Below are 20063 nucleotides of genomic sequence, written 5' to 3'. Positions count from 1 at the left end.
CGATGCTGGAAACAATGATGCCAAAAGATCCACAGCGGGTCCGTGAGATACAGGATTTCGTTGTCACCGACGTCTTTGAGGAGGCCGGATATTCCGATCGAGGAATTGTCATGACTTTGGTGGATGCCCAAGGGAGTCGCCTGCGCCTTCACTTGACCGCGGCGACCGGAGAACTGCTTTGCGAGCGCTTCGCCAACGCGCTGGAAGCGCGGTACGGCAAGTAGGCGGCTTCGCCAAATGAATCTCATTCTGGCGAAGTGTGACCGCCTTGCTCCTTGTCGAGCAGTCTCGCGATCCCCTCGGCCGAGACCGGCTTGCTGAAATGATAGCCCTGCATCTCGTCGCAATTGTTCTTGCGCAGGAACGCCACCTGGTCATCCGTCTCGACGCCTTCGGCGATCACCCTGAGATTGAGCTTCTGGCCAAGCGAGATCACGGCGCTGGCGACGGCCTGGTCGTTCTCGTCGGTAGCGAGATCGTTGATGAAGGATTTGTCGATCTTCAGCCGCGCCACCGGAAAGGTCTTCAGTGCGCTGAGGCTGGAATAGCCGGTGCCGAAATCGTCGATCGAGATCTGCACGCCGAGGCCTTGCAACGCGTTCATCATCGCCACCGCCGTGTCGACATTCTGCATGATCAGGCTTTCGGTCAGCTCAAGCTCGAGATATTTCGCCTCCAGGCCGCTGTCCTCCAGCGCGTCGATCACGTGGCTGATCAGGTTCTTTTCCTTGAACTGCCTTGCCGATACGTTCACGCACACCACCAGCGGCGGCAGGCCTGCGTCCTGCCAGGCCTTGTTCTGTCTGCAGGCTTCGTGCAGCACCCAGTCGCCGATCGGCACGATCAGGCCGGTCTCCTCGGCCATTGGGATAAACTTCATCGGTGCGATCAGTCCGAGGCTCGGATGGTTCCAGCGGATCAATGCCTCGGCAGCAAAGACGTTGCCGGAGCGAAGATCGACCTGCGGCTGGTAGAGCAGTGTGAATTCGCCGCGCGCCAGCGCGTTGCGCAACTCCTCCTGCAGCAGGAATTTCTCGTGGGCCGTCGCGTTGAATTCGGGCGCATAGAACTGGAAATTGTCGCGGCCAAGCTCCTTGGCGCGGTACATCGCGGCATCGGCATTGGCCAGCAACACATCGGCGGTCGCGCCGTCGTCAGGGTAATTGACAACGCCCATGCTGGCCGTTGCCCTGATGTGACGCTCACCCAGACAAACGGGCTCCGCGATCGCCGTCCGGAGCTTCTGCAAGGTCTCGCCAACCAGGTCGACATCCGGATCCTGGTCGAAGAGCACGACGACGAATTCATCGCCGCCCAGCCGCACGACGGTATCGGTCGCCCTGACGCATCTGACCATGCGGCTGGCGAGGGTCTTCAACAGCATGTCTCCGGCATTGTGGCCGAGCGTATCGTTGACCAGCTTGAAATTGTCCAGATCGATGAACACCACGCTCACCCAGCGGTCGTAGCGCTGCGCATAGAGGATGGCCTGCGAGAGCCTGTCGCCGAGCAGGGCGCGGTTGGGCAGCCCGGTCAGCGTGTCGTGGTTGGCCATGAAATGGATGCGGTCTTCGGCAAGCTTGCGCTCGATGGCGATGCCGGCGATGCGGGTGGTGAAATCGATGAGATTGCTCTCGGCCTTTGTCGGCTCGCGCACCGTCTTCGAATACATGGCAAAGATGCCGAGCACCACGCCGGTATGCGACAGGATCGGCGTCGACCAGCAGGAACGGTAGCCATAGGGCCTCACCAGGTCGCGAAAATCCTCCCACAAGGGATCGCTTGCGATGTCGGTGACGATGACACGCTCGCGCCGGTAGGCGGCGGTGCCGCAGGAGCCGACCTTGGGGCCGATGCGGGTGCCGTCAATGGCGTGGGTGTACTCCTTCGCCAGGCTGGGCGCCGCACCGTGGTGCAGATGAGTGCCGTCCTTGTCGAGCAGCAGCACCGAGCCCACTATACCGCTCAGTTGCGACTCGATGAGGCGCATCAGACGTTCGAGCACCTCGGGAAGCGGCGCACTTGTCGCGATCATTTCCAGGATATGCGCCTGTCCATCCCGCAGATCGTCCGCTTGCCTGCGCGCCGTGATGTCGCGGGCGATGCCAACCAGGCCGAAAATTTCGTCCTCGGCGTTTCGCAGGGGCACTTTCGTCGATGACAGCCATTTGCCGGTGCCCGAAGCATCGACGATGAATTCCTCCTTGTCGACCATCGGCTGGCCGCTGCGCAGCAGGTCCTGCTCGCTGGCACGGAACTGCCGGGCGAGTTCGGGCGCGTGCAGGTCGAAGTCGTTGAGGCCGATCATCTCGCTCGGGTGCTGCCTGCCGTGGTCCGCGGCGAGGGCCTTGTTAGCCACGACGAAACGGCTTTCGGAATCCTTGACCCACAGATAGTCGGGAACCCAATCGATCAGCGTCTGCAGCGAAACGCGTTCGCTGACCATCACGCGGGTGGCGGCGAGTTCGGTGACGTCCTCATGTGTCGACACCCAGCCCCCGCCGGGAATCGGCTGACGGCCGACCTGGATGATACGACCGTCCTTGAGTTCGGCGATCCAGGTCGTCGACTCGGTGCTGGATTTAATCGAGCGGGCGAAAGCCAGATAGGCCTTGCCGTCCATCGTGGATGTCCCCGCAGCGACCAGGTGTTCGACGACATCGGCAAGTGTAATGCCCGCCTGCAGCTTGTCAGGCGCGATGCCGTATATCTGGGCGTAGCGGCGGTTGCACAGGATCAGCCGCTCATCGACGTCGAAGAAGCAGATGCCTTGCGGGATGTTGTCGATTGCCATTTCGAAGCGTCGTGCCTGGGCTTCGAGCACGGCAATCGTGGCCCTGAGCTCGCGCTCCAGGGTTTCATAGGAGGCAACGGCCAACCGCGACAGCGCGGCCAGATGGGTCTGACCGGCTGTCTCCACAGCGGTCCTTGACGATTCCGCGACCAAGTAGCGTTCTCCAATTCGGCCTGCCGAGCAAAACAATTTGGCCGGGAATGAGCTAAGATCGTCGCCATGCTAATTGATGTCTACTAATTGTCCGTGAACATCTTCCGCGGATTGACCTCGAGATTGTCTGGTTGGTCATCTGGCCGATCGGCGGCGGAAAATTGAAGCGGTGGTCATCTACAAGACAAAGCGAATTGCGCTATAGAAGTTCGCCGATGTCAGCGCTCGATCAGCAGGTCGGCCATGAGCCTTGCGCGGCGTCTGTTGCCATATGATACGGACACTGCTTCGACAAAAGCGCGTCATGCTTGCCTCAAAGCCAAGAATCTCGCTGGAGCATGATTTTGCTGCGCTGTATTCGCCGATCGGGAGACCGTCGAACCGCCAGGGAAGCTGCTGCGGGCGATCCGGTTGCAGGCATTCCACTCGATCCGCTCGGAGCGGCTTTTGATGGAGCGCCAGGAATATGATTTTCTGTTCCACTGGTTCGTCGGAGTCTGTGCCGTTACCCCGAAAATCGGAATGCCGCGATGCCGCGGCAGGGTGTTGCGGCATTTCACGTCGGAGAGAGCCATTTGTGGACCTCCTGTTGGCGCTTCGATACCAACACGTTCTCAGATACCAACAAAAATACTAACCTCGCCCCGTTGGACGAAATTTGCCGAACCGCGATGAAACTCGCTCAAGCAGATACTCCGCGCCGAAAATGTCGCCAAAGTCAGCGATTTGCGGAGGCGGAAGCGTAGAAGCTTCGGCGAAAGGGAGTGTCGGGAAAAGAGGTGGTGGTGCCCAGAGGCGGATTCGAACCACCGACACGCGGATTTTCAGTCCGCTGCTCTACCAACTGAGCTATCTGGGCCTGCTCCGGCTAACGAAAACTCGTGTTCCGGATTTCATGGCGACGCCGTGGCGCCCCTTGAAAGCGCGTGGGTTATAGCACGGGAATTCGGCCTGTCCAGCGCCCAGATGTGGATTTCCTTGAGGAAAAGAAATGCCGTTCGATCGGCCTGTTTCCATGCCGTGCGCACGCCTATCTGGCGCTTGCCAGTCTCTTGCGGAAGTCGGACGGCGTCATGCCGGCCAGCTTGCGGAAGGATTTGTTGAAGGCGCTGAGCGAGCCGAAGCCTGAATCCATGGCGACGCGCAGCACATTGGCGTCCTGATGCATCAACAGCGCCTGCGCGTAGCTCAGCCGCAACAGGTTGACATATTCGTTGAGCGTCATGCCGGTCGATTTCTTGAACAGGCTCATGGCGTATTTCGGGTGGATGTCGGCGGCCGCCGCTATGTTCATGCAATCGATGTCGTAGAGGAAATTCTCGGCGATGAAATCGCACATACGCCCGACATTGCGAGACGACTGCTGGTCGAAGGGACTGCCCCCTTCCTGCGCAGCGGCGTTTCCCTGCGCCAGCCGGTAGGGCTCGAACCGCACCCGCTCCAGCCTGAGCAGGAGTTCGTTGACGGCGTGCTCGGCCTTGGCCGGATCGCCAGAGCGGGCATAGCGGTTCCAGCGGGCAAAATTGTCGTTGTCGGATTGATCGGTGGCGCTGGTCACCAGCGTCGCACCCGTCATCAGCCGGTGGCGAACATCCGCCGGCAGATGCAGCCGGAAGAAATGCACCAGCGGCAGATGCGCGCCGGCATAGACGGCGTCGTCGCTCAAATCGTCCATCTGGTGCGGCAGGCCGCCCCAGAACAGGCACATCTCGCCGGCCGAAAGCGCTATTTGGTGCTCGTTCATGCGGTAGTGGACGGTGCCGCGGACGATGAAATTCACCTCGACCTGGGCGTGCCAGTGCGGCTTGAGCATCACCAGCGGATTGGTGTGGAACATCTGTAACAGCAGCGGCAGGCCTTCCACGCTGCTGGCGCCGGGCTGGTAAAACGGCCTGTCAGACATCTTACTTTCCGCCAATTTCATATTCCCTCTGTCAGGGACAGGCCTTTGCCGGCGCCTAGTCTAGCCACGCTCGCAGAGAGAGCAAATGAAATGGGAGGATTTCAATGCGCATCACACTGTCCTGCGCCGCGCTAGCGCTTGCCCTGGGCTCCGCCCCGGCTTTCGCGCAATCCGGCGAAATCACGATCTGGAGCTGGAATATCGCCGCTTCATCCCTGAAAGCAACGGTTGCCGGCTTCAACAAGCTGCATCCCGACATCAAGGTCACGGTCCAGGATCTCGGCAACCAGCCGACCTATGACAAGTCGATCGCCGGATGTGCGGCCGGCGGCGTCGGCCTGCCCGATATCGTCACCATCGAGAACGGCGAGGCCGAGAATTACTGGAGCCAGTTCCCTGACTGTTTCGTCGACCTGCACACGCTGGGCTACACGGCTGAGGACCAGAAGAAATTCCCCGATTTCAAGCGCACCGAACTCGAAGTCGGCGACAAGGCTTATGCGATGCCGTGGGATTCCGGCCCGGTCGCCGCCTTCTATCGCCGCGACTTCTATGAGAAGGCCGGCGTCGACCCAGCATCGATCAAGACCTGGGACGATTTCATCGCCGCCGGCAAGAAGATCCAGGCCGCCAATCCGGGGGTCTCGATGACCAACGCCGATTTCAACGGCGACAGTGAATTCTTCCGCATGATCTCCAACGAACAGGGCTGCGCCTATTTCGCCGAGGACGGCCAGTCGATCACGGTCAACCAGCCCAAATGCGTCGACGCCATGACCAAGGTCAAGGAGATGAAGGACGCCGGCATCGTCTCTTCCGCCGACTGGAGCACCAAGATCACCAACAACACCGCCGGAACCGTCGCCACCCAGGTCTATGGCGGCTGGTACGAGGGCACCATCCGCACCGAATCGGCCGGCGAAAACGGCAAATGGGGCGTCTACCTGATGCCGAGCCTGACCGCGGACGGCCCGCGCGCCGCCAATCTCGGCGGCTCCTCGCTCGCCATCACCTCGGCGTCGAAGAACAAGGAAGCCGCCTACGAGTATTTGAAATACACGCTCGGCACCAATGAAGGCCAGATCACCATGCTGAAGGAGTTCGGTCTCGTCCCCTCGCTGGTCTCGGCCCTGAACGACCCCTATGTCAGCCAGGGCCTGCCCTACTGGGGCGGCCAGGCGGTGTGGAAGGATATTCTGGGCACTTTGCCCAAGGTTGTTCCGAGCCGCGGCACGCAGTTCCAGAGCGATGCCGAGATCATCGTGCGCGCCGTGCAGACCAAATATCTGGCCGGCGGCTATCCCGACGCCAAGGCGGCACTCGACGATGCCGCCAGCCAGATCGCCTCGGCGACTGGGCTGCCTGTCAAATCCTGAGGTGCTGACAGCTTCCTTCTCCCCGTCGCTATAAGGGGAGAAGGTGCCGGTCCACTCTCCGCAGCTGCTGCGGAGGACGGGCAGGCGGATGAGGGGCGGCGCCTACTTCGGCAATTGCCGCCTGCACAAACCAGAAAAGCAGAAAGGAGGAGGAGAAAAGATGCGCAACCGCAATGCCACGGCCTATCGCTTCCTCACACCCTATCTCCTGATCTTCGCCATCTTCTGGGTGTGGCCGATCATCTCCTCGTTCCTGATCTCGTTCCAGGCGACGCGCACCGTGCCGTGGCGCTTCGCACCGAGCTTCAACTGGGGCCGGCTGATCGGCGACCCTGCCTTCTTCAACGCGCTGAAGAACACGCTGCTCATCCTTGTCATCCAGGTTCCGGTGATGATCGCGCTGGCCATGGTAATGGCGGTGCTGCTGAATTCGCCGCTGCTCAAGGCGCGCGGCCTCTACCGCTTCGCCTTCTTCGCCCCGGTCGTCGTCGGCGAGGTCGCCTATTCGGCGGTGTTCCGGCTGATGTTCAGCCTCGATTTCGGCATCGTCAACAAGCTCCTGAACAGCATCGGCCTGCCCAAGATCGACTGGTTCTCCAATGTCACGCCGGCCATGGCGCTGATCATGATCGCGGTGACCTGGCGCTGGGCCGGCTACAACGCCATTATCCTGCTGGCCGGCATGCAATCCATTCCCGACGATGTCTACGAGGCGGCGACGCTCGACCGGGTGAGCAAGCTCAAGCAATTCTTCCACATCACCCTGCCGCTGTTGAAGCCGGTCATCGTCTTCTGCGCCGTGCTGTCGATCATCGGCACCATGCAATTGTTCACCGAGCCGTTCCTGATCACCGAGCGTGGCGGGCCGGGCGGCGGCACCGAGACGCTCGGCCTGCTGCTTTACCGCCAGGGTTTCCGCTCGCTCAACTTCGGCTATGCCTCGGCCGTCGCCTACACCATGGCGGGTCTCGCGATCACCATCACGCTGGTGCAGCTGTGGCTGACGAGGGAACCGAAATGAGCTCGCTCTCATCGGCAAGACTGAAACGAAGCATCGCGCTGCACCTCTTCCTCACGCCGCTGGCGCTGATCTGGCTGTTTCCGCTGTGGATGATGGTGGTGTTCTCGACCATGCCGGACAACGGCATCTTCAGTCCGGGCATCGAACTGTTGCCGCACGGCAATTTCATCGACAATTTCAACAATCTGCAGCGCGACACCGACTTCGTCGGCGCCATCATCATCTCCGTTTGCGTGGCGGTGACCTACACCGTCCTGTCGGTGCTTTTGACATCGATGGCCGGCTGGGCGCTGGCCCGCTACCAGTTCTTCGGCAAAAGCGTGGTCGTCGCCATCATCCTGGGCACCATCACGCTCCCCTATGCGGTGGTGCTGATCCCGCAATTCATCATGGTGGCGCGCGACTTCAAGCTCGCCAACACATGGGTGGCGCTGATCGTGCCACCGCTGTTCAATTCGCTTGGCGTGCTGTTCATGCGCCAGAGCTTTTCCATGATGCCGGACGATCTGTTCGATGCCGCCCGCGTCGAGGGCGTCAAGGAGTGGCGCATCTTCGTCTTCATCGCCTTGCCATTGGCGCGACCGATGCTGGCCGCGCTCTGCATCATCCTGTTCCTCGCCTCCTGGAACAATTATCTGTGGCCGCTGCTCATCAACAGCCAGCCGGGTTCGATGACAGCACCCGTGGCGCTCGGCACGCTGATCGGCCTGACCAAAGTATCGTGGGGCGGCATCATGGCGGGCGCGGTGATGCTGACCGTGCCGATGCTCATCGTCTTCGTGCTCCTGCAGCGTCATTTCATCGCCGGCATCGCCGCCGGCGCGGTCAAGTAGGGAGCAGAATGGCCACCGTCACACTCACAAATGTCGCCAAGCGCTTCGGCGCCTTCGAGGTCGTCCATGGCGCCAACATCGACATCGCCGATGGCGAGTTCGTCGTCTTCGTCGGCCCGTCGGGCTGCGGCAAGTCCACGCTGCTCCGGATGATCGCCGGGCTGGAGGACATCAGCGGCGGCGAGATCGCCATCGGCGGCAAGGTGGTCAACGATGTCGAGCCGGCCGACCGTGGCATCGCCATGGTGTTCCAGTCCTACGCGCTCTATCCGCATATGAGCGTCGAACAGAACCTCTCCTTCGGGCTGCGCATGACCGGCAACCCCAAGGCCGACACCGAGCGGCGGGTGAAGCGCGCGGCCGAGATCCTGCGCATCAGCGAATTGATGGATCGCCGCCCCAAGAAGCTTTCCGGTGGCCAGCGCCAGCGTGTCGCCATCGGCCGCGCCATCGTGCGCGAGCCGCAAGTGTTCCTTTTCGACGAGCCGCTCTCCAATCTCGATGCCGAACTGCGCGTCCAGATGCGGGTCGAGATCTCGAGGCTGCACAAGGAACTCGGCGCCACCATGGTCTATGTCACCCACGACCAGACCGAGGCGATGACGCTCGCCGACCGGATCGTCGTGCTGCGCGGCGGCCATGTCGAGCAGATCGGCCGGCCGCTCGATCTCTATGACAATCCCGACAATATTTTCGTGGCCGGCTTTGTCGGTTCGCCGAAGATGAACTTCATCAAGGCCCACATTGTCGGGCGTGATGCAAAAGGCGTTGTGATCGAGTTGGCGGGCGAGGAGAAAACCCGCATCACGCAGCCCCTGACGGATACCGCGCCGGAACCCGGCAGCAAGGTCATCGTCGGCGTGCGGCCCGAGCATTTCGGCGGTGCCGGTGAAGGCGACGCCGATCTTGTCGTCGCAATCGACGTGGTCGAGCACCTCGGCGGCACGAGCTTTCTCTATGCCAGGACGGCCCATGGCGAGGACGTGGTGATCCAGCGCGACGCGGCAAAAGTCCCCGAGACATCAGATGTCACCGTTTCCATCCGCAAATCCTACCTGTTCGACGAAAAAGGGCTGCGGCTGCGCTGACCGGCCGCCCCTTTCCCAGCCCGCAAGGAGAATGACATGACTTCAACCACGCCCATTCGCTGGGGCATTCTTGGGCCGGGAGGCATCGCCAAGGCCTTTGCCGGCGGCGTCGCCGGTTCGCATACCGGCAAACTGGTCGCCATCGGCGCGCGCAATCCCGGCAAGCCGGGCCTGGCCGAGAGCTTTCCCGGCGCCCGCGTCCTCGATGGCTATGACGCTCTGCTCGCCGACCCTGAGATCGACGCGGTCTATATCGCGGTCCCGCATCCCGGTCATGCGCAATGGGCGATCAGGGCGGCGGAAGCCGGAAAGCATGTGCTGTGCGAAAAGCCGCTGGCGCTGACCGCCTTCGAGGCCGACGCCATGATGCATGCGGCGCGCAAGGCCGGCATCTTCCTCGGCGAGGCTTTCATGTACCGGCTGCATCCGCAGACGCTGCAACTGGTCGACCTGATCAAGTCGGGCGTCATTGGCGAAATCAGAATGATCAAGTCGAGCTTCGGCTTCGCCATGCCTGGTTTCATGCCGCGGCACCGGCTCTATGCCAACGACCTCGCCGGCGGCGGCATCCTCGACGTCGGCGGTTATCCCGTTTCGATGGTGCGGCTGATTGCCGGCGCCGCCATCGGAGCGCCCTTCGCTGAGCCCGACAAGGTGGCCGGCGCGGCCCATCTTGGCCAGTCCGGCGTCGACGAGTGGGCCTCCGCTGTCCTGCATTTTCCCGGCGGTGTCGTCGCCGAGGTTTCCTGCAGCATCTCGCTCAACCAGGACAATGTCCTGCGCATCCTCGGCACCAAGGGGCGTATCGAGGTGCCGGACTTCTGGTTCGCCGGCGGCGACCGCGATGTCGGCCTCGGCCGGATCGACGTGATCGGTGCCGACGGCGCGCGCGAGACCATCAGCGTCAACGAGAAGCGCCATGTCTATTCCTTCGAGGTCGATGCCGCCGGCGAGGCGATCCGTGCCGGGCGCCAGGAATTCGCCTGGCCGGGCATGGGCTGGGCCGACAGCCTCGGCACCTTGCGCGTGCTCGACAGATGGCGCGCGGCGGTGGGGCTGGAATATGAGATCGAGAAGGCCTCGCTGCGCACCAACACCATCTCCGGGCGACCCTTGCGCCCGGGCGGCACCGCGATCGGCAAGCGCACCATTCCGGGCCTGGCGAAGCCGGCCTCCGTGGTGGCGCTCGGCTTCGAGGATTTCCGCACCTTTTCCTCCGGGTCGATCCTGCTCGACGCCTTCTTCGAGGCTGGCGGCAATCTCTTCGACACCGGCTATGTCTATGGCGGCGGCTACACCGAGACGCTGCTCGGCCAATGGCTGAGGAACCGTGGCGTGCGCGAGCAGTCGGTCGTCATCGCCAAGGGCGCGCATTCGCCGCTCTGCTATCCCGACGTGATCGCCAAGCAGCTTGCCCAGTCGCTAGACCGCCTGCAGACCGACCATGTCGATGTCTATTTCATGCATCGCGACAATCCGGACGTGCCGGTCGGCGAATTCGTCGACGCCATGGACCGCGAGGTCAAGGCCGGGCGCATTCGGGGTCCGTTCGGCGGCTCGAACTGGACGATGCAGCGCATGGACGAGGCGATTGCCTATGCCGAGCGCACCGGCAAGCAGAAGCCCGGCGTGCTCTCCAACAACTTCTCGCTGGCCGAAATGCTGGAGCCGATCTGGTCCGGCTGCGTCACCTCCTCCACCGATGATTGGAAAGCCTGGCTGACGTCCAGGCAGATGCCGAACTTCGCCTGGTCGAGCCAGGGGCGGGGCTTCTTCACCGACCGCGCCGGGCGCGACAGGCGCGACAGCGAGGAACTGGTTCGGGTCTGGTACTCCGAGCGCAATTTCGGCCGCCGCGACCGCGCGATCGAACTCGCCGCACGGCTGCGCAAGAGCCCGATCCACATTGCGTTGGCCTATGTGCTCAATCAGCCTTTCCCGTCGGTTCCGTTGATAGGGCCCCGCACGCTGGGCGAACTGGACGACAGCTTGCGTGCGCTGGACATCGCGCTTTCGCCTGCCGAACTCGAGTGGCTGGACGGCGGCAGCCTGCACGCGGCCTGACAAAAGAAGGTCCCAAGCGGCGTCAGGCTTCGTCGTCCGACAGCCTGACGCCGCGCCTGGCCGGCATTTGCAGGCTGGCATACATGCCGGTCGTGCGGAACTGGCTGGGCGTCGTGCCGTAGAGCCGGCGGAAGACCTTCGAAAAATAATTCGCGTCCTCGAAACCGCACAGGATGGCCACTTCCTTCACCGGCAGGAAGTCCGCCTTGGTCAGCAGTTTCGCCGCCCGTTGCAGCCGCTGCTGCAGCACGAACTCGGCGGGCGGCAGGCCTTCGCTCTCGGCGAAGCAGCGCGAGAAATGAGCCCGGCTGAGCCCGCTGATCTGGACGAGGTCCGCCACCGGCAGGGCTTTGTCGAGATTGGCGTTGATGTGATCGATGACCGGCTGCATGGCGCTCTGTTTTTCGGCAAAGGCGTGCGAGCCGAACACATCGTCATAGAGCGCCATCGCAGCCTCGTAGGCGATGGCCGAAGCAGCGCCTGGCGAAGCGGCCCCCTGGATGAGGCGAAGGCTGCAATCGGCGAGATGATCGATCGTCGCCGGCTGCAGCCGAAAGACCGGTCCCGACACGTCGAGGATCGATTTGTGAATGCGCAACGCCTCCTCGCCGTTCATCGAGATCCAGAAATATTCCCAGCGGTCGCCCTTCGCCAGCCAGTAGCGGTGGTTGTGCGGCACCAGCACCAGCAGCGTGTCGTTCGTCTGCAGACGGTAATCACGGTTCTCGTAGCGCAGCCGGCCGGTGCCGCTGATCGTATGCTGGAGTACGGTGAACGGTGTCTGGCCGCGCTTTCGCCCGTCCCAATCATAGGTCACGTCCTCGCGCACTTCATAGCCCGTGCTCGTCGGCATGGCATGCAGGCGCTGGCGGCCGCGCGGCAGCGAGACCGTGCGCATCGACTGTCCGTTGGCGATCAAATCCCGCAGCACAAAATTACCCCTGAAAGCATAATCCTTCTCTGGCCGCGCCCGCGAATATGCGCATAATCCCGCCTCGAAGAACGCGAATAACCCGCGATCGAGGAGCGGGCGGGAGGAGAGAAAGCCGGATTCCGGCTTGAATGGCTTGCACGCCAAGGCGTGTGGCCGTTTTCCTCCCTTGCTGCTCCTTGCCTAGCATTCGATTGGATCGAGGTGAAGGTGATGAGTTTCAAAATCGCTATTATCGGCGCCGGCAGCGTCGGTTTCACCAAGAAGCTGTTCACCGACATTCTCTGCGTGCCCGAATTCAAGGACATCGAATTCGCGCTGACCGACGTCAGCGAGCACAATCTTGGGATGATCAAGGCGATCCTCGACAGGATCGTCGAGGCGAACGGATTGCCGACCAGGGTGACGGCGACGACCGACCGCCGCAAGGCGATCGAGGGCGCGCGCTATATCATCAGCTGCGTGCGGGTCGGCGGCCTCGAAGCCTATGCGGACGATATCCGCATTCCCTTGAAATACGGCATCGACCAGTGCGTCGGCGACACCATCTGCGCCGGCGGCATCCTCTACGGCCAGCGCAACATTCCGGTGATCCTCGATTTCTGCCGGGACATTCGCGAGGTGGCGGAGACGAACGCGAAATTCCTCAATTACGCCAACCCGATGGCGATGAACACCTGGGCGGCGATCGAATACGGCAAGGTCGACACGGTCGGCCTCTGCCACGGCGTCCAGCACGGCGCCGAACAGATCGCCGAGGTGCTGGGTGCGAAATCGCCGCGGGAACTCGATTATGTCTGTTCCGGCATCAACCATCAGACCTGGTTCATCGAGCTGCGGCTGAACGGCCGTGAAATCGGCAAGGACGAACTGGTCGCCGCCTTCGAGGCGCACCCGGTCTATTCCCAGCAGGAAAAGCTGCGCATTGACGTGCTCAAGCGTTTCGGCGTCTATTCCACCGAAAGCAACGGGCATCTTTCCGAATACCTGCCCTGGTACCGCAAGCGTCCCGACGAGATTACGCGCTGGATCGACATGTCGGACTGGATCCATGGCGAGACGGGCGGTTACCTCCGTTATTCCACCGAGACCCGCAACTGGTTCGAGACCGAATACCCGCAATTCCTCGAAGCGGCGTCGAAGCCGATCGATGCGTCAAAGCGCTCCAACGAGCATGCCAGCCACATATTGGAGGCGCTGGAAACCAACCGCGTCTATCGTGGCCACTTCAACGTCAAGAACGATGGCGTAATCACCAATCTGCCGCGCGACGCCATCATCGAGTCACCCGGTTTCGTCGACCGCTTCGGCATCAACATGGCCGCCGGCATCACGCTGCCGGAAGCCTGTGCCGCCACCTGCATGGCCTCGATCAATGTCCAGCGCATGTCGGTCCATGCCGCGATCTCTGGCGACATCGATCTTCTGAAGCTTGCCGTGCTGCACGACCCGCTGGTCGGCGCCGTCTCGACGCCGGAGGAGGTCTGGCAAATGGTCGACGAAATGGTTGTCGCCCAGGCGCAGTGGTTGCCGCAATATGCCCATGCGGTTCCGGCGGCCAAGGAGCGGTTGTCGAAATCAGCGGTCAAGACCCGCGACTGGGCGGGTGCCGCGCGGCGGAACGTGCGCTCGATCGAGGAATTGCGCGCCGAAAAAGCCGCGCTGAAACAGGCCGTCTGAGAACCGGGCGCGGCGGCGGACCCACGGGAGGCAGGTCCATCGCAGTCAGTCGTCCGGGAGCAGTTCCAGCAAAAGTGTGAAGCGGTTTTCCTGGAACTGCGTCGAGGCATAAACAAGGCAAGACGAGCAGCAGCAGACGTCTGAACACGAGGGAGGAGACAATGAGGAACCTACGCAGCATTGGCATTGCCGCTGGACTGGCGCTGAGCGTCTCCGTTCCGGCGCTCAACGCTTTCGCTTCCGAACCGACCGTCGCGCCGGTGCCGGCGACGTTTCCGGCCGAGGGCAAGATCAAGTACGTGGCGCGCGACTCCATCCTGGAGTTCAAGGCGCTGCCCGAGTATCACGAGCCCGACTGGGTCACGGAAAAATACGTCAAGGCAGGCAAGCTGCCGCCGGTCAAGGACAGGCTGCCGAAGGAGCCGCTGGTCTTCAAGACCGGCAATATGCCGGACGGCATCGGCGTCTATGGTGATACGATGCGCCATGTCATCGGCAGCCGGCCGGAAGGCTGGAACTACGGCGCCGGCCAGACCCAGGGCTGGGGCGGCATCGACATCGGCCTTTCCGAATGCCTGACGCGCACCGCGCCGCTGTTCCAGGTCGAGGCGAAGGACACCGAGCCGCTGCCCAACCTCGCCAAAAGCTGGGATTGGTCAACCGATGGCCACAAGCTGACCATGCATCTCGTCGAAGGTGCCAAATGGTCCGACGGCGTGCCATTCAACGCCGACGATGTCATGTTCTACTGGGACGACGAGGTCATGGATCCCAACGTCTCGCCGCTCAATGGCGCCACCCAGGAAACCTTCGGCGTCGGCACGACGCTCAAGAAGATCGACGACTACACCGTCGAGTGGACCTTCAAGGATGCCTTCCCGAAACAGCACCTCTACGCAATGGCCTATGGCACCTTCTGCCCCGGTCCCTCGCACATCTTGAAGCCGCAGCACCCGAAATATTCGAAGAACACCTACGACCAGTTCAAGAACGCCTTCCCGCCGGAATATATGAACATGCCGGTCATGGGCGCCTGGGTGCCGGTCGAATATCGGGCCGACGACATCATCGTCATGCGCCGCAATCCCTACTATTGGAAGGTGGACGAGAAGGGCAACCAACTGCCCTATCTCAACGAGCTGCATTACAAGCTGTCGACCTGGGCCGACCGCGACGTTCAGGCGGTCGCCGGTGCAGGCGACTTCTCCAATCTCGAGCAGCCGGAAAACTTCGTTGCCTCTCTGAAGCGCGCGGCGGAGCCGAATGCGCCGGCACGTCTGGCCTTCGGCCCGCGGCTGATCGGCTACAATCTGCGCCTGAACTTTTCCGCCAATGGCTGGGGCAACCCGGACGAGCGCGGCCAGGCGATCCGCGAACTGAACCGCAACGAGGATTTCCGCAAGGCCGTCACCATGGCGCTTGACCGCAAGGCGCTGGGCGATTCCCTGGTCAAGGGGCCGTTCACCGCGATCTATCCGGGCGGCCTCTCCTCGGGCACCAGCTTCTATGACCGCAAATCCACCGTCTACTATCCTTTCGACCTCAAGGGCGCCAAGGCCGAACTCGCCAAGGCCGGTCTGAAGGACACCGACGGCGACGGCTTCGTCAACTTTCCGGCCGGTACCGCCGGCGGCAAGAACGTCGAGATCGTGATGCTGGTCAACAACGACTACACGACCGACAAGAGCCTCGCCGAAGGCGTGGTCGCGCAGATGGAGAAGCTTGGCCTCCGGATCGTGCTCAACGGGCTTAACGGCACCCAGCGCGATGCAACGCAATACTCAGGCCGCTTCGACTGGCTGATCCGGCGCAATGAGCAGGAACTGACCTCCGTGGTGCAGAACACCGTGCAACTCGCTCCAGTCGGCCCCAAGACCAGCTGGGATCACCGCGCGCCGGAAAGTGGCGAGGTCGATCTGATGCCTTTCGAGAAGGATCTCGTCGACATCGTCAACAAGTTCGTCTCGTCGGCGGATAACGACCAGCGCGCCAGTCTGATGCGGGACTTCCAGAAGATCTCGACCGAACACGTCTACAATATCGGCCTGACGGAATATCCCGGCGCGCTGATCATCAACAAGCGCTTCTCGAACATTCCGCAAGGCACGCCGATCTTCATGTTCAACTGGGCCGAGGATTCGATCATCCGCGAACGGGTCTTCGTCGCGGCCGACAAGCAGGCCAAATACGAACTGTTCCCCGAAGAGCTTCCCGGCAAGCCCGGAGACAAGGGGCCGATGTAAGTTTAAGGGCCCCGATGTAAGTTTACCTCCCCTGACTGAGAGAGACCCGGCCGCGTCGCTGGCGCGGCCGGGACAAACCAACCCTCCGAGCGCCCCTCCAAGGGAGCGGCCGGCGAGATGAGGAAGCGGACCGTCCATGTTGCGATTCCTGCTCACGCGCATAGCGTCGGCAATACCGGTTCTCGCTATTCTGAGCCTGGTCACCTTTGCCATCATCCAGGCGCCGCCGGGCGACTATGCCGATTACATCCGCTCGCAACTGATCAACCAGGGCGGAGCCTCTTTCGCCGAGGCCGACGCGCAAGCCCAGGCCTATCGTGTCGAACACGGCCTCGATAAGCCGCTGCCCGTCCAGTATCTCAACTGGGTCGGCGGCATCGTCACCCGCGGCGATTTCGGCTACAGCCTCTATTACAACAAGCCGGTGGCCGACGTCGTCGGCGAGCGCCTGCCGCGCACGCTGCTTCTGGCTTTGGTCTGCCATCTGCTCGCCTCGGTGCTGGGCATCACCTTCGGCATCTGGGCGGCGACCCGGCAATACACCTGGATCGACTCGACCCTGTCGGCGATTTCGTTCCTCGGCATGACGGTGCCGCGCTTCCTGATGGCGCTGATCATCGTCTATCTCCTGGTCTTCCAGTTCAACGTGTCGGAGATCGGCTCGTTCTTCTCGCCGCAATATGGCGGTGCGCCATGGTCATGGGCCAAATTCGTCGACCTGGTCAAGCATGTCTGGCCGGTGGTGGCCATCGCCACCTTCGGCGGCCTCGCCTACAATATGCGCGTCATGCGCGGCAATCTGCTCGACACGCTCAACGCGCAATATGTCGAGACGGCGAGAGCCAAGGGACTGACCGGCGGAGCCGTCGTCATGCGCCACGCGGTGCCCAACGCACTGCATCCGCTGGTCATGTATCAGGGCGTGGTGCTGCCCTATATGCTGACCGGCGAGATCGAGACGGCCATCATCTTCGCGCTGCCGACCGTCGGTCCGGCGATCGTCGGCTCGATGGCGGTCGGCGACGTCTATGTCACCGCCACCTTCATGATGGTGCTGTCGGCGACGCTAATCGTCGGCAACATCATCGCCGACATGCTGCTCGTCCTGCTCGATCCGCGCGTGCGCCAGTTCGGGGAGGGCTAGATGCTGGCACGGGACCCTTCACCACCGCCACTGCCGGCCGAGCGAGCCACGGTGGCGCCCACACGCGGCAATGAGAGCTACATGGCGCTGGTCTGGCGCCGGCTGAAGCGCTCCTGGACCGGTATGGCCGGGCTTTGGCTGGTGGTGCTGCTCCTGGTCATGGCCGTGTTCGCCGAATTCCTGGCGCCGATGGACCCGAAGGCGACCGATGTCGGCTTCGCTCCGCCGCAGCTGCCGTCCTTCCATGACAAGGACGGCAATTTCGTCGCGCGGCCGAGGGTCTACGCGCTGGCCGATTCGGCCGACCTCGATCCGGTCACCTTCCAGCCCATCGTCGGCCCCGACTACGACCATCCGAGGCTGCTCGGCTTCTTCGTCGAGGGCGCACCCTACAAGCTCTTCGGGCTGATACCGGCGAACCGGCATTTCTTTGCCTCGACGGACGGCCAGCCGGTGCATTTCCTCGGCACCGACAAGTTCGGCCGCGACGTGCTGTCGCGCGCCATCCACGGCTCGCGCGTCTCGCTGATGATCGCGCTGACGGTCGTCTTCATCGTCACCGTCATCGGCACCACCGTCGGCATGGTCTCCGGCTATTTCGGCGGCCGGTTCGATGTCTGGATGCAGCGCTTCGTCGAACTGGTGCTCGCCTTCCCGCAACTGCCGCTCTACTTGGCGCTGACGACGCTGATCCCGGTCACCGCGCCGACCGATGTGTTCCTCGCCTTCGTCATCATCGTCATGTCGGCGCTCGGCTGGGCGCAGATGTCGCGCGAGGTGCGCGGCAAGACGCTGGCGCTGGCGCGCATAGAGTATGTGCGCGCCGCCATGGCTGTCGGGGCCACTGACCGACGCATCATTCTGCAGCACATCTTCCCCAATGTGATGAGCCACGTGATCGTCGCCGTGACGCTTGCGATCCCGACGGTGGTGCTGCTCGAATCCTTCCTCGGCTTCCTCGGTTTTGCCGTCAAGCCGCCGCTGATCTCCTGGGGCCTGATGCTGCAGGACACCGCGACCTATTCGGTCATCGGCACCTATCCCTGGATCCTGTCGCCGGTCGGTTTCGTGCTCGTCACCGTCTTTGCCTTCAACGCGCTGGGCGACGGCCTGCGCGATGCCGTCGATCCGTATTGAGGGGACCGGGATGACCGTCGTACTCGCCGAGCCCTTCGCACCAGCCTTCCGCCTTGACCATGATGGGCGCCAGGGAGAGCCCGTCATCGATGCCCGCAACATCGAGGTCGCCTTCAAGGTCGAGCACGGCGTCGTCGAGGCGGTCAAGGACATCTCGTTCCAGCTCTATCGCGGCGAGACGATCGCGATCGTCGGCGAATCTGGTTCCGGCAAGTCGGTGACGGCGCGCACCGTCATGGGGTTGCTGTCGCGCCGCGCCACCGTGTCGCCGAAATCGAGCATCTGTTACGACGGTCAGGACATCCTGAAATTCCCCGAAAGCGCCCGGCGCAAGCTGCGCGGCAACCGCATCTCGATGATCTTCCAGGAGCCGATGAGCTCGCTCAATCCGATCTATACGGTCGGCAGCCAGATCGTCGAAGCAATCCGGGTGCATCGCAAGGTGAGCCGCAGGCAAGCCTGGGCACGGGCGCTCGAACTGCTGCGGCATGTGCAGATTCCCGAACCCGAGGCGCGGCTCAAACAATATCCGCACCAGCTCTCGGGCGGGCAGCGGCAGCGCGTGATGATCGCCATGGCGCTCGCCAACGATCCCGACGTGCTGATCGCCGATGAGCCGACGACCGCGCTTGATGTCACTGTCCAGGCACAGATCCTCAACCTGATCCGCAATCTGCAGAAAGAGCTGCGGATGGCGGTGATCCTGATCACCCACGATCTCACCGTGGTGCGCAAGTTTTCCGACTATGTCTATGTGATGCAGCATGGCGAAATGTGCGAGCACAACGTCACCGAACGGCTCTTCGCCGCTCCGCGTCATCCCTACACGCAGCGGCTGCTTGCGTCCGAGCCACGCGGCCGACCGCAACCGCTGCCGGAGGGCTCAGGCACCATCCTCGAGGCGAACGGCGTGCGCGTCTGCTTCATGCTGCGCCACGGCACGTTCCTGAAGCCCGACTGGCGTGAACTGGTTGCCGTCGACGATCTCGACCTCAAGCTTTGCCGCCACGAGACGCTGGGCCTGGTCGGCGAATCCGGTTCCGGCAAGACCACCTTCGGCCAGGCGCTGCTGAGGTTGACCGACGCCAAACGCGGCGAGATCCGCTTCGATGGCCAGCCGATACATGGCCTGTCGCGAGCGCAGATGCGGCCGCTGCGTTCGCGCATGCAGATCGTTTTCCAGGATCCGTTCTCCTCGCTCAACCCGCGCATGACGATCGGCCAGATCATCGAGGAAGGGCTGATCGTCAACAGCATCGGCGCGACACGGCGCGAACGGGTCGAGCGGGTGCGCGAGGCGCTGGTCAGCGCCGGCATGCCGGGCGATATCCTGTCGCGGTTTCCGCATGAATTCTCCGGTGGCCAGCGCCAGCGCATCGCGATTGCGCGGGCCATCGCGCTCGAACCCGAATTCATCCTGCTGGACGAGCCGACATCGGCGCTGGACCTCTCCGTCCAGGCGCAGATCATCGATCTGCTGCGCAAGCTGCAGGATGAGCGCGGCCTGAGCTACCTCTTCATTTCGCACGACCTCAAGGTGGTGCGCGCGCTGTGCCACCGCGTCATCGTCATGCAGCACGGCAAGATCGTTGAGCAGGGACCCGTCGACGAGGTCCTCACCAATCCCAAGACTGCCTACACCGAACGGCTCGTCAGGGCCGCTTTCGACGTGGCCTGAACACATGCCGGAGGTTAC

At 62.6% G+C, this 20063-nt stretch carries 14 protein-coding genes, 1 tRNA gene and 1 pseudogene; 12 read left to right on the top strand and 4 right to left on the bottom strand.

Features of this window, described 5'->3' with window-relative positions; genetic code table 11:
• Positions 1–2 precede the first annotated feature (2 nt).
• Entirely contained in the window at positions 3–224 is a 222-nt protein-coding gene (locus LB536_RS27720; RefSeq protein WP_224598161.1) for a hypothetical protein, read from the top strand.
• A gap of 20 nt (positions 225–244) precedes the next feature.
• Here the strand turns inward: LB536_RS27720 and LB536_RS27715 are convergent, their stop codons facing one another.
• A complete protein-coding gene (locus LB536_RS27715) occupies positions 245–2920 on the bottom strand; it encodes an EAL domain-containing protein (RefSeq protein WP_224598159.1) in 2676 nt (891 codons plus the stop codon).
• A 298-nt stretch (positions 2921–3218) separates the two neighbouring features.
• Here LB536_RS27715 and LB536_RS27710 point away from each other — a divergent pair.
• Positions 3219–3445, top strand: a pseudogene (locus LB536_RS27710) (transposase); the annotation flags it as partial.
• A 285-nt stretch (positions 3446–3730) separates the two neighbouring features.
• Here LB536_RS27710 and LB536_RS27705 read toward each other — a convergent pair.
• Positions 3731–3806 (bottom strand) — tRNA-Phe (locus LB536_RS27705).
• A 171-nt stretch (positions 3807–3977) separates the two neighbouring features.
• The gene (locus tag LB536_RS27700; protein ID WP_224598157.1) at positions 3978–4871 is read right to left on the bottom strand and encodes a helix-turn-helix domain-containing protein; all 894 of its coding nucleotides are present in this window, start codon (positions 4869–4871) and stop codon (positions 3978–3980) included.
• A gap of 83 nt (positions 4872–4954) precedes the next feature.
• Between LB536_RS27700 and LB536_RS27695 the strand changes: the two genes are divergently transcribed.
• The 5 genes from LB536_RS27695 to LB536_RS27675 all read left to right on the top strand — a co-directional run bounded on the left by LB536_RS27695 (position 4955) and on the right by LB536_RS27675 (position 11232).
• A complete protein-coding gene (locus LB536_RS27695) occupies positions 4955–6226 on the top strand; it encodes an ABC transporter substrate-binding protein (RefSeq protein ID WP_140758902.1) in 1272 nt (423 codons plus the stop codon).
• Between the two features lie 160 nt (positions 6227–6386).
• Positions 6387–7247 (top strand): carbohydrate ABC transporter permease, encoded by an 861-nt coding sequence (locus tag LB536_RS27690; RefSeq protein WP_224598155.1) that lies wholly within the window; start codon positions 6387–6389, stop codon positions 7245–7247.
• Complete coding sequence (locus tag LB536_RS27685; RefSeq protein ID WP_027146569.1) at positions 7244–8080, top strand: carbohydrate ABC transporter permease; 837 nt, start codon at positions 7244–7246, stop codon at positions 8078–8080. The genes LB536_RS27690 and LB536_RS27685 overlap by 4 nt, the downstream gene beginning before the upstream one ends.
• 8 nt (positions 8081–8088) lie before the next feature.
• Positions 8089–9168 (top strand): ABC transporter ATP-binding protein, encoded by a 1080-nt coding sequence (locus tag LB536_RS27680; RefSeq protein ID WP_224598153.1) that lies wholly within the window; start codon positions 8089–8091, stop codon positions 9166–9168.
• Between the two features lie 36 nt (positions 9169–9204).
• The gene (locus LB536_RS27675) at positions 9205–11232 is read left to right on the top strand and encodes an aldo/keto reductase (RefSeq protein WP_224598151.1); all 2028 of its coding nucleotides are present in this window, start codon (positions 9205–9207) and stop codon (positions 11230–11232) included.
• 22 nt (positions 11233–11254) lie between these two features.
• On the opposite strand, the gene LB536_RS27670 is transcribed toward LB536_RS27675, so the two are convergent.
• The gene (locus tag LB536_RS27670) at positions 11255–12163 is read right to left on the bottom strand and encodes an AraC family transcriptional regulator (protein ID WP_224598149.1); all 909 of its coding nucleotides are present in this window, start codon (positions 12161–12163) and stop codon (positions 11255–11257) included.
• 213 nt (positions 12164–12376) lie between these two features.
• Here LB536_RS27670 and LB536_RS27665 point away from each other — a divergent pair, with 213 nt between their 5' ends.
• From LB536_RS27665 to LB536_RS27645, 5 genes are all read left to right on the top strand, one after another.
• Positions 12377–13843 (top strand): alpha-glucosidase/alpha-galactosidase, encoded by a 1467-nt coding sequence (locus LB536_RS27665; RefSeq protein WP_140812933.1) that lies wholly within the window; start codon positions 12377–12379, stop codon positions 13841–13843.
• A 161-nt stretch (positions 13844–14004) separates the two neighbouring features.
• Positions 14005–16086, top strand: a complete 2082-nt coding sequence (locus tag LB536_RS27660; protein ID WP_224598147.1) for an ABC transporter substrate-binding protein — start codon at positions 14005–14007, stop codon at positions 16084–16086.
• A 136-nt stretch (positions 16087–16222) separates the two neighbouring features.
• Positions 16223–17230, top strand: coding sequence for an ABC transporter permease (locus tag LB536_RS27655; RefSeq protein WP_140812931.1), 1008 nt, complete (start codon positions 16223–16225; stop codon positions 17228–17230).
• On the top strand, positions 17231–18367 hold the full coding sequence (locus tag LB536_RS27650) for an ABC transporter permease (RefSeq protein WP_224598145.1): 1137 nt from the start codon (positions 17231–17233) through the stop codon (positions 18365–18367).
• 10 nt (positions 18368–18377) lie between these two features.
• On the top strand, positions 18378–20045 hold the full coding sequence (locus LB536_RS27645) for an ABC transporter ATP-binding protein (RefSeq protein ID WP_140758911.1): 1668 nt from the start codon (positions 18378–18380) through the stop codon (positions 20043–20045).
• Positions 20046–20063: the final 18 nt, after the last annotated feature.

It is taken from the genome of Mesorhizobium sp. ES1-3, assembly GCF_020164795.1.
In the GTDB taxonomy this organism is placed as follows: domain Bacteria; phylum Pseudomonadota; class Alphaproteobacteria; order Rhizobiales; family Rhizobiaceae; genus Mesorhizobium.
The sequence above is the reverse complement of the archived record's forward strand: the minus strand, read 5'-3'. Positions and strand labels throughout refer to the sequence as shown.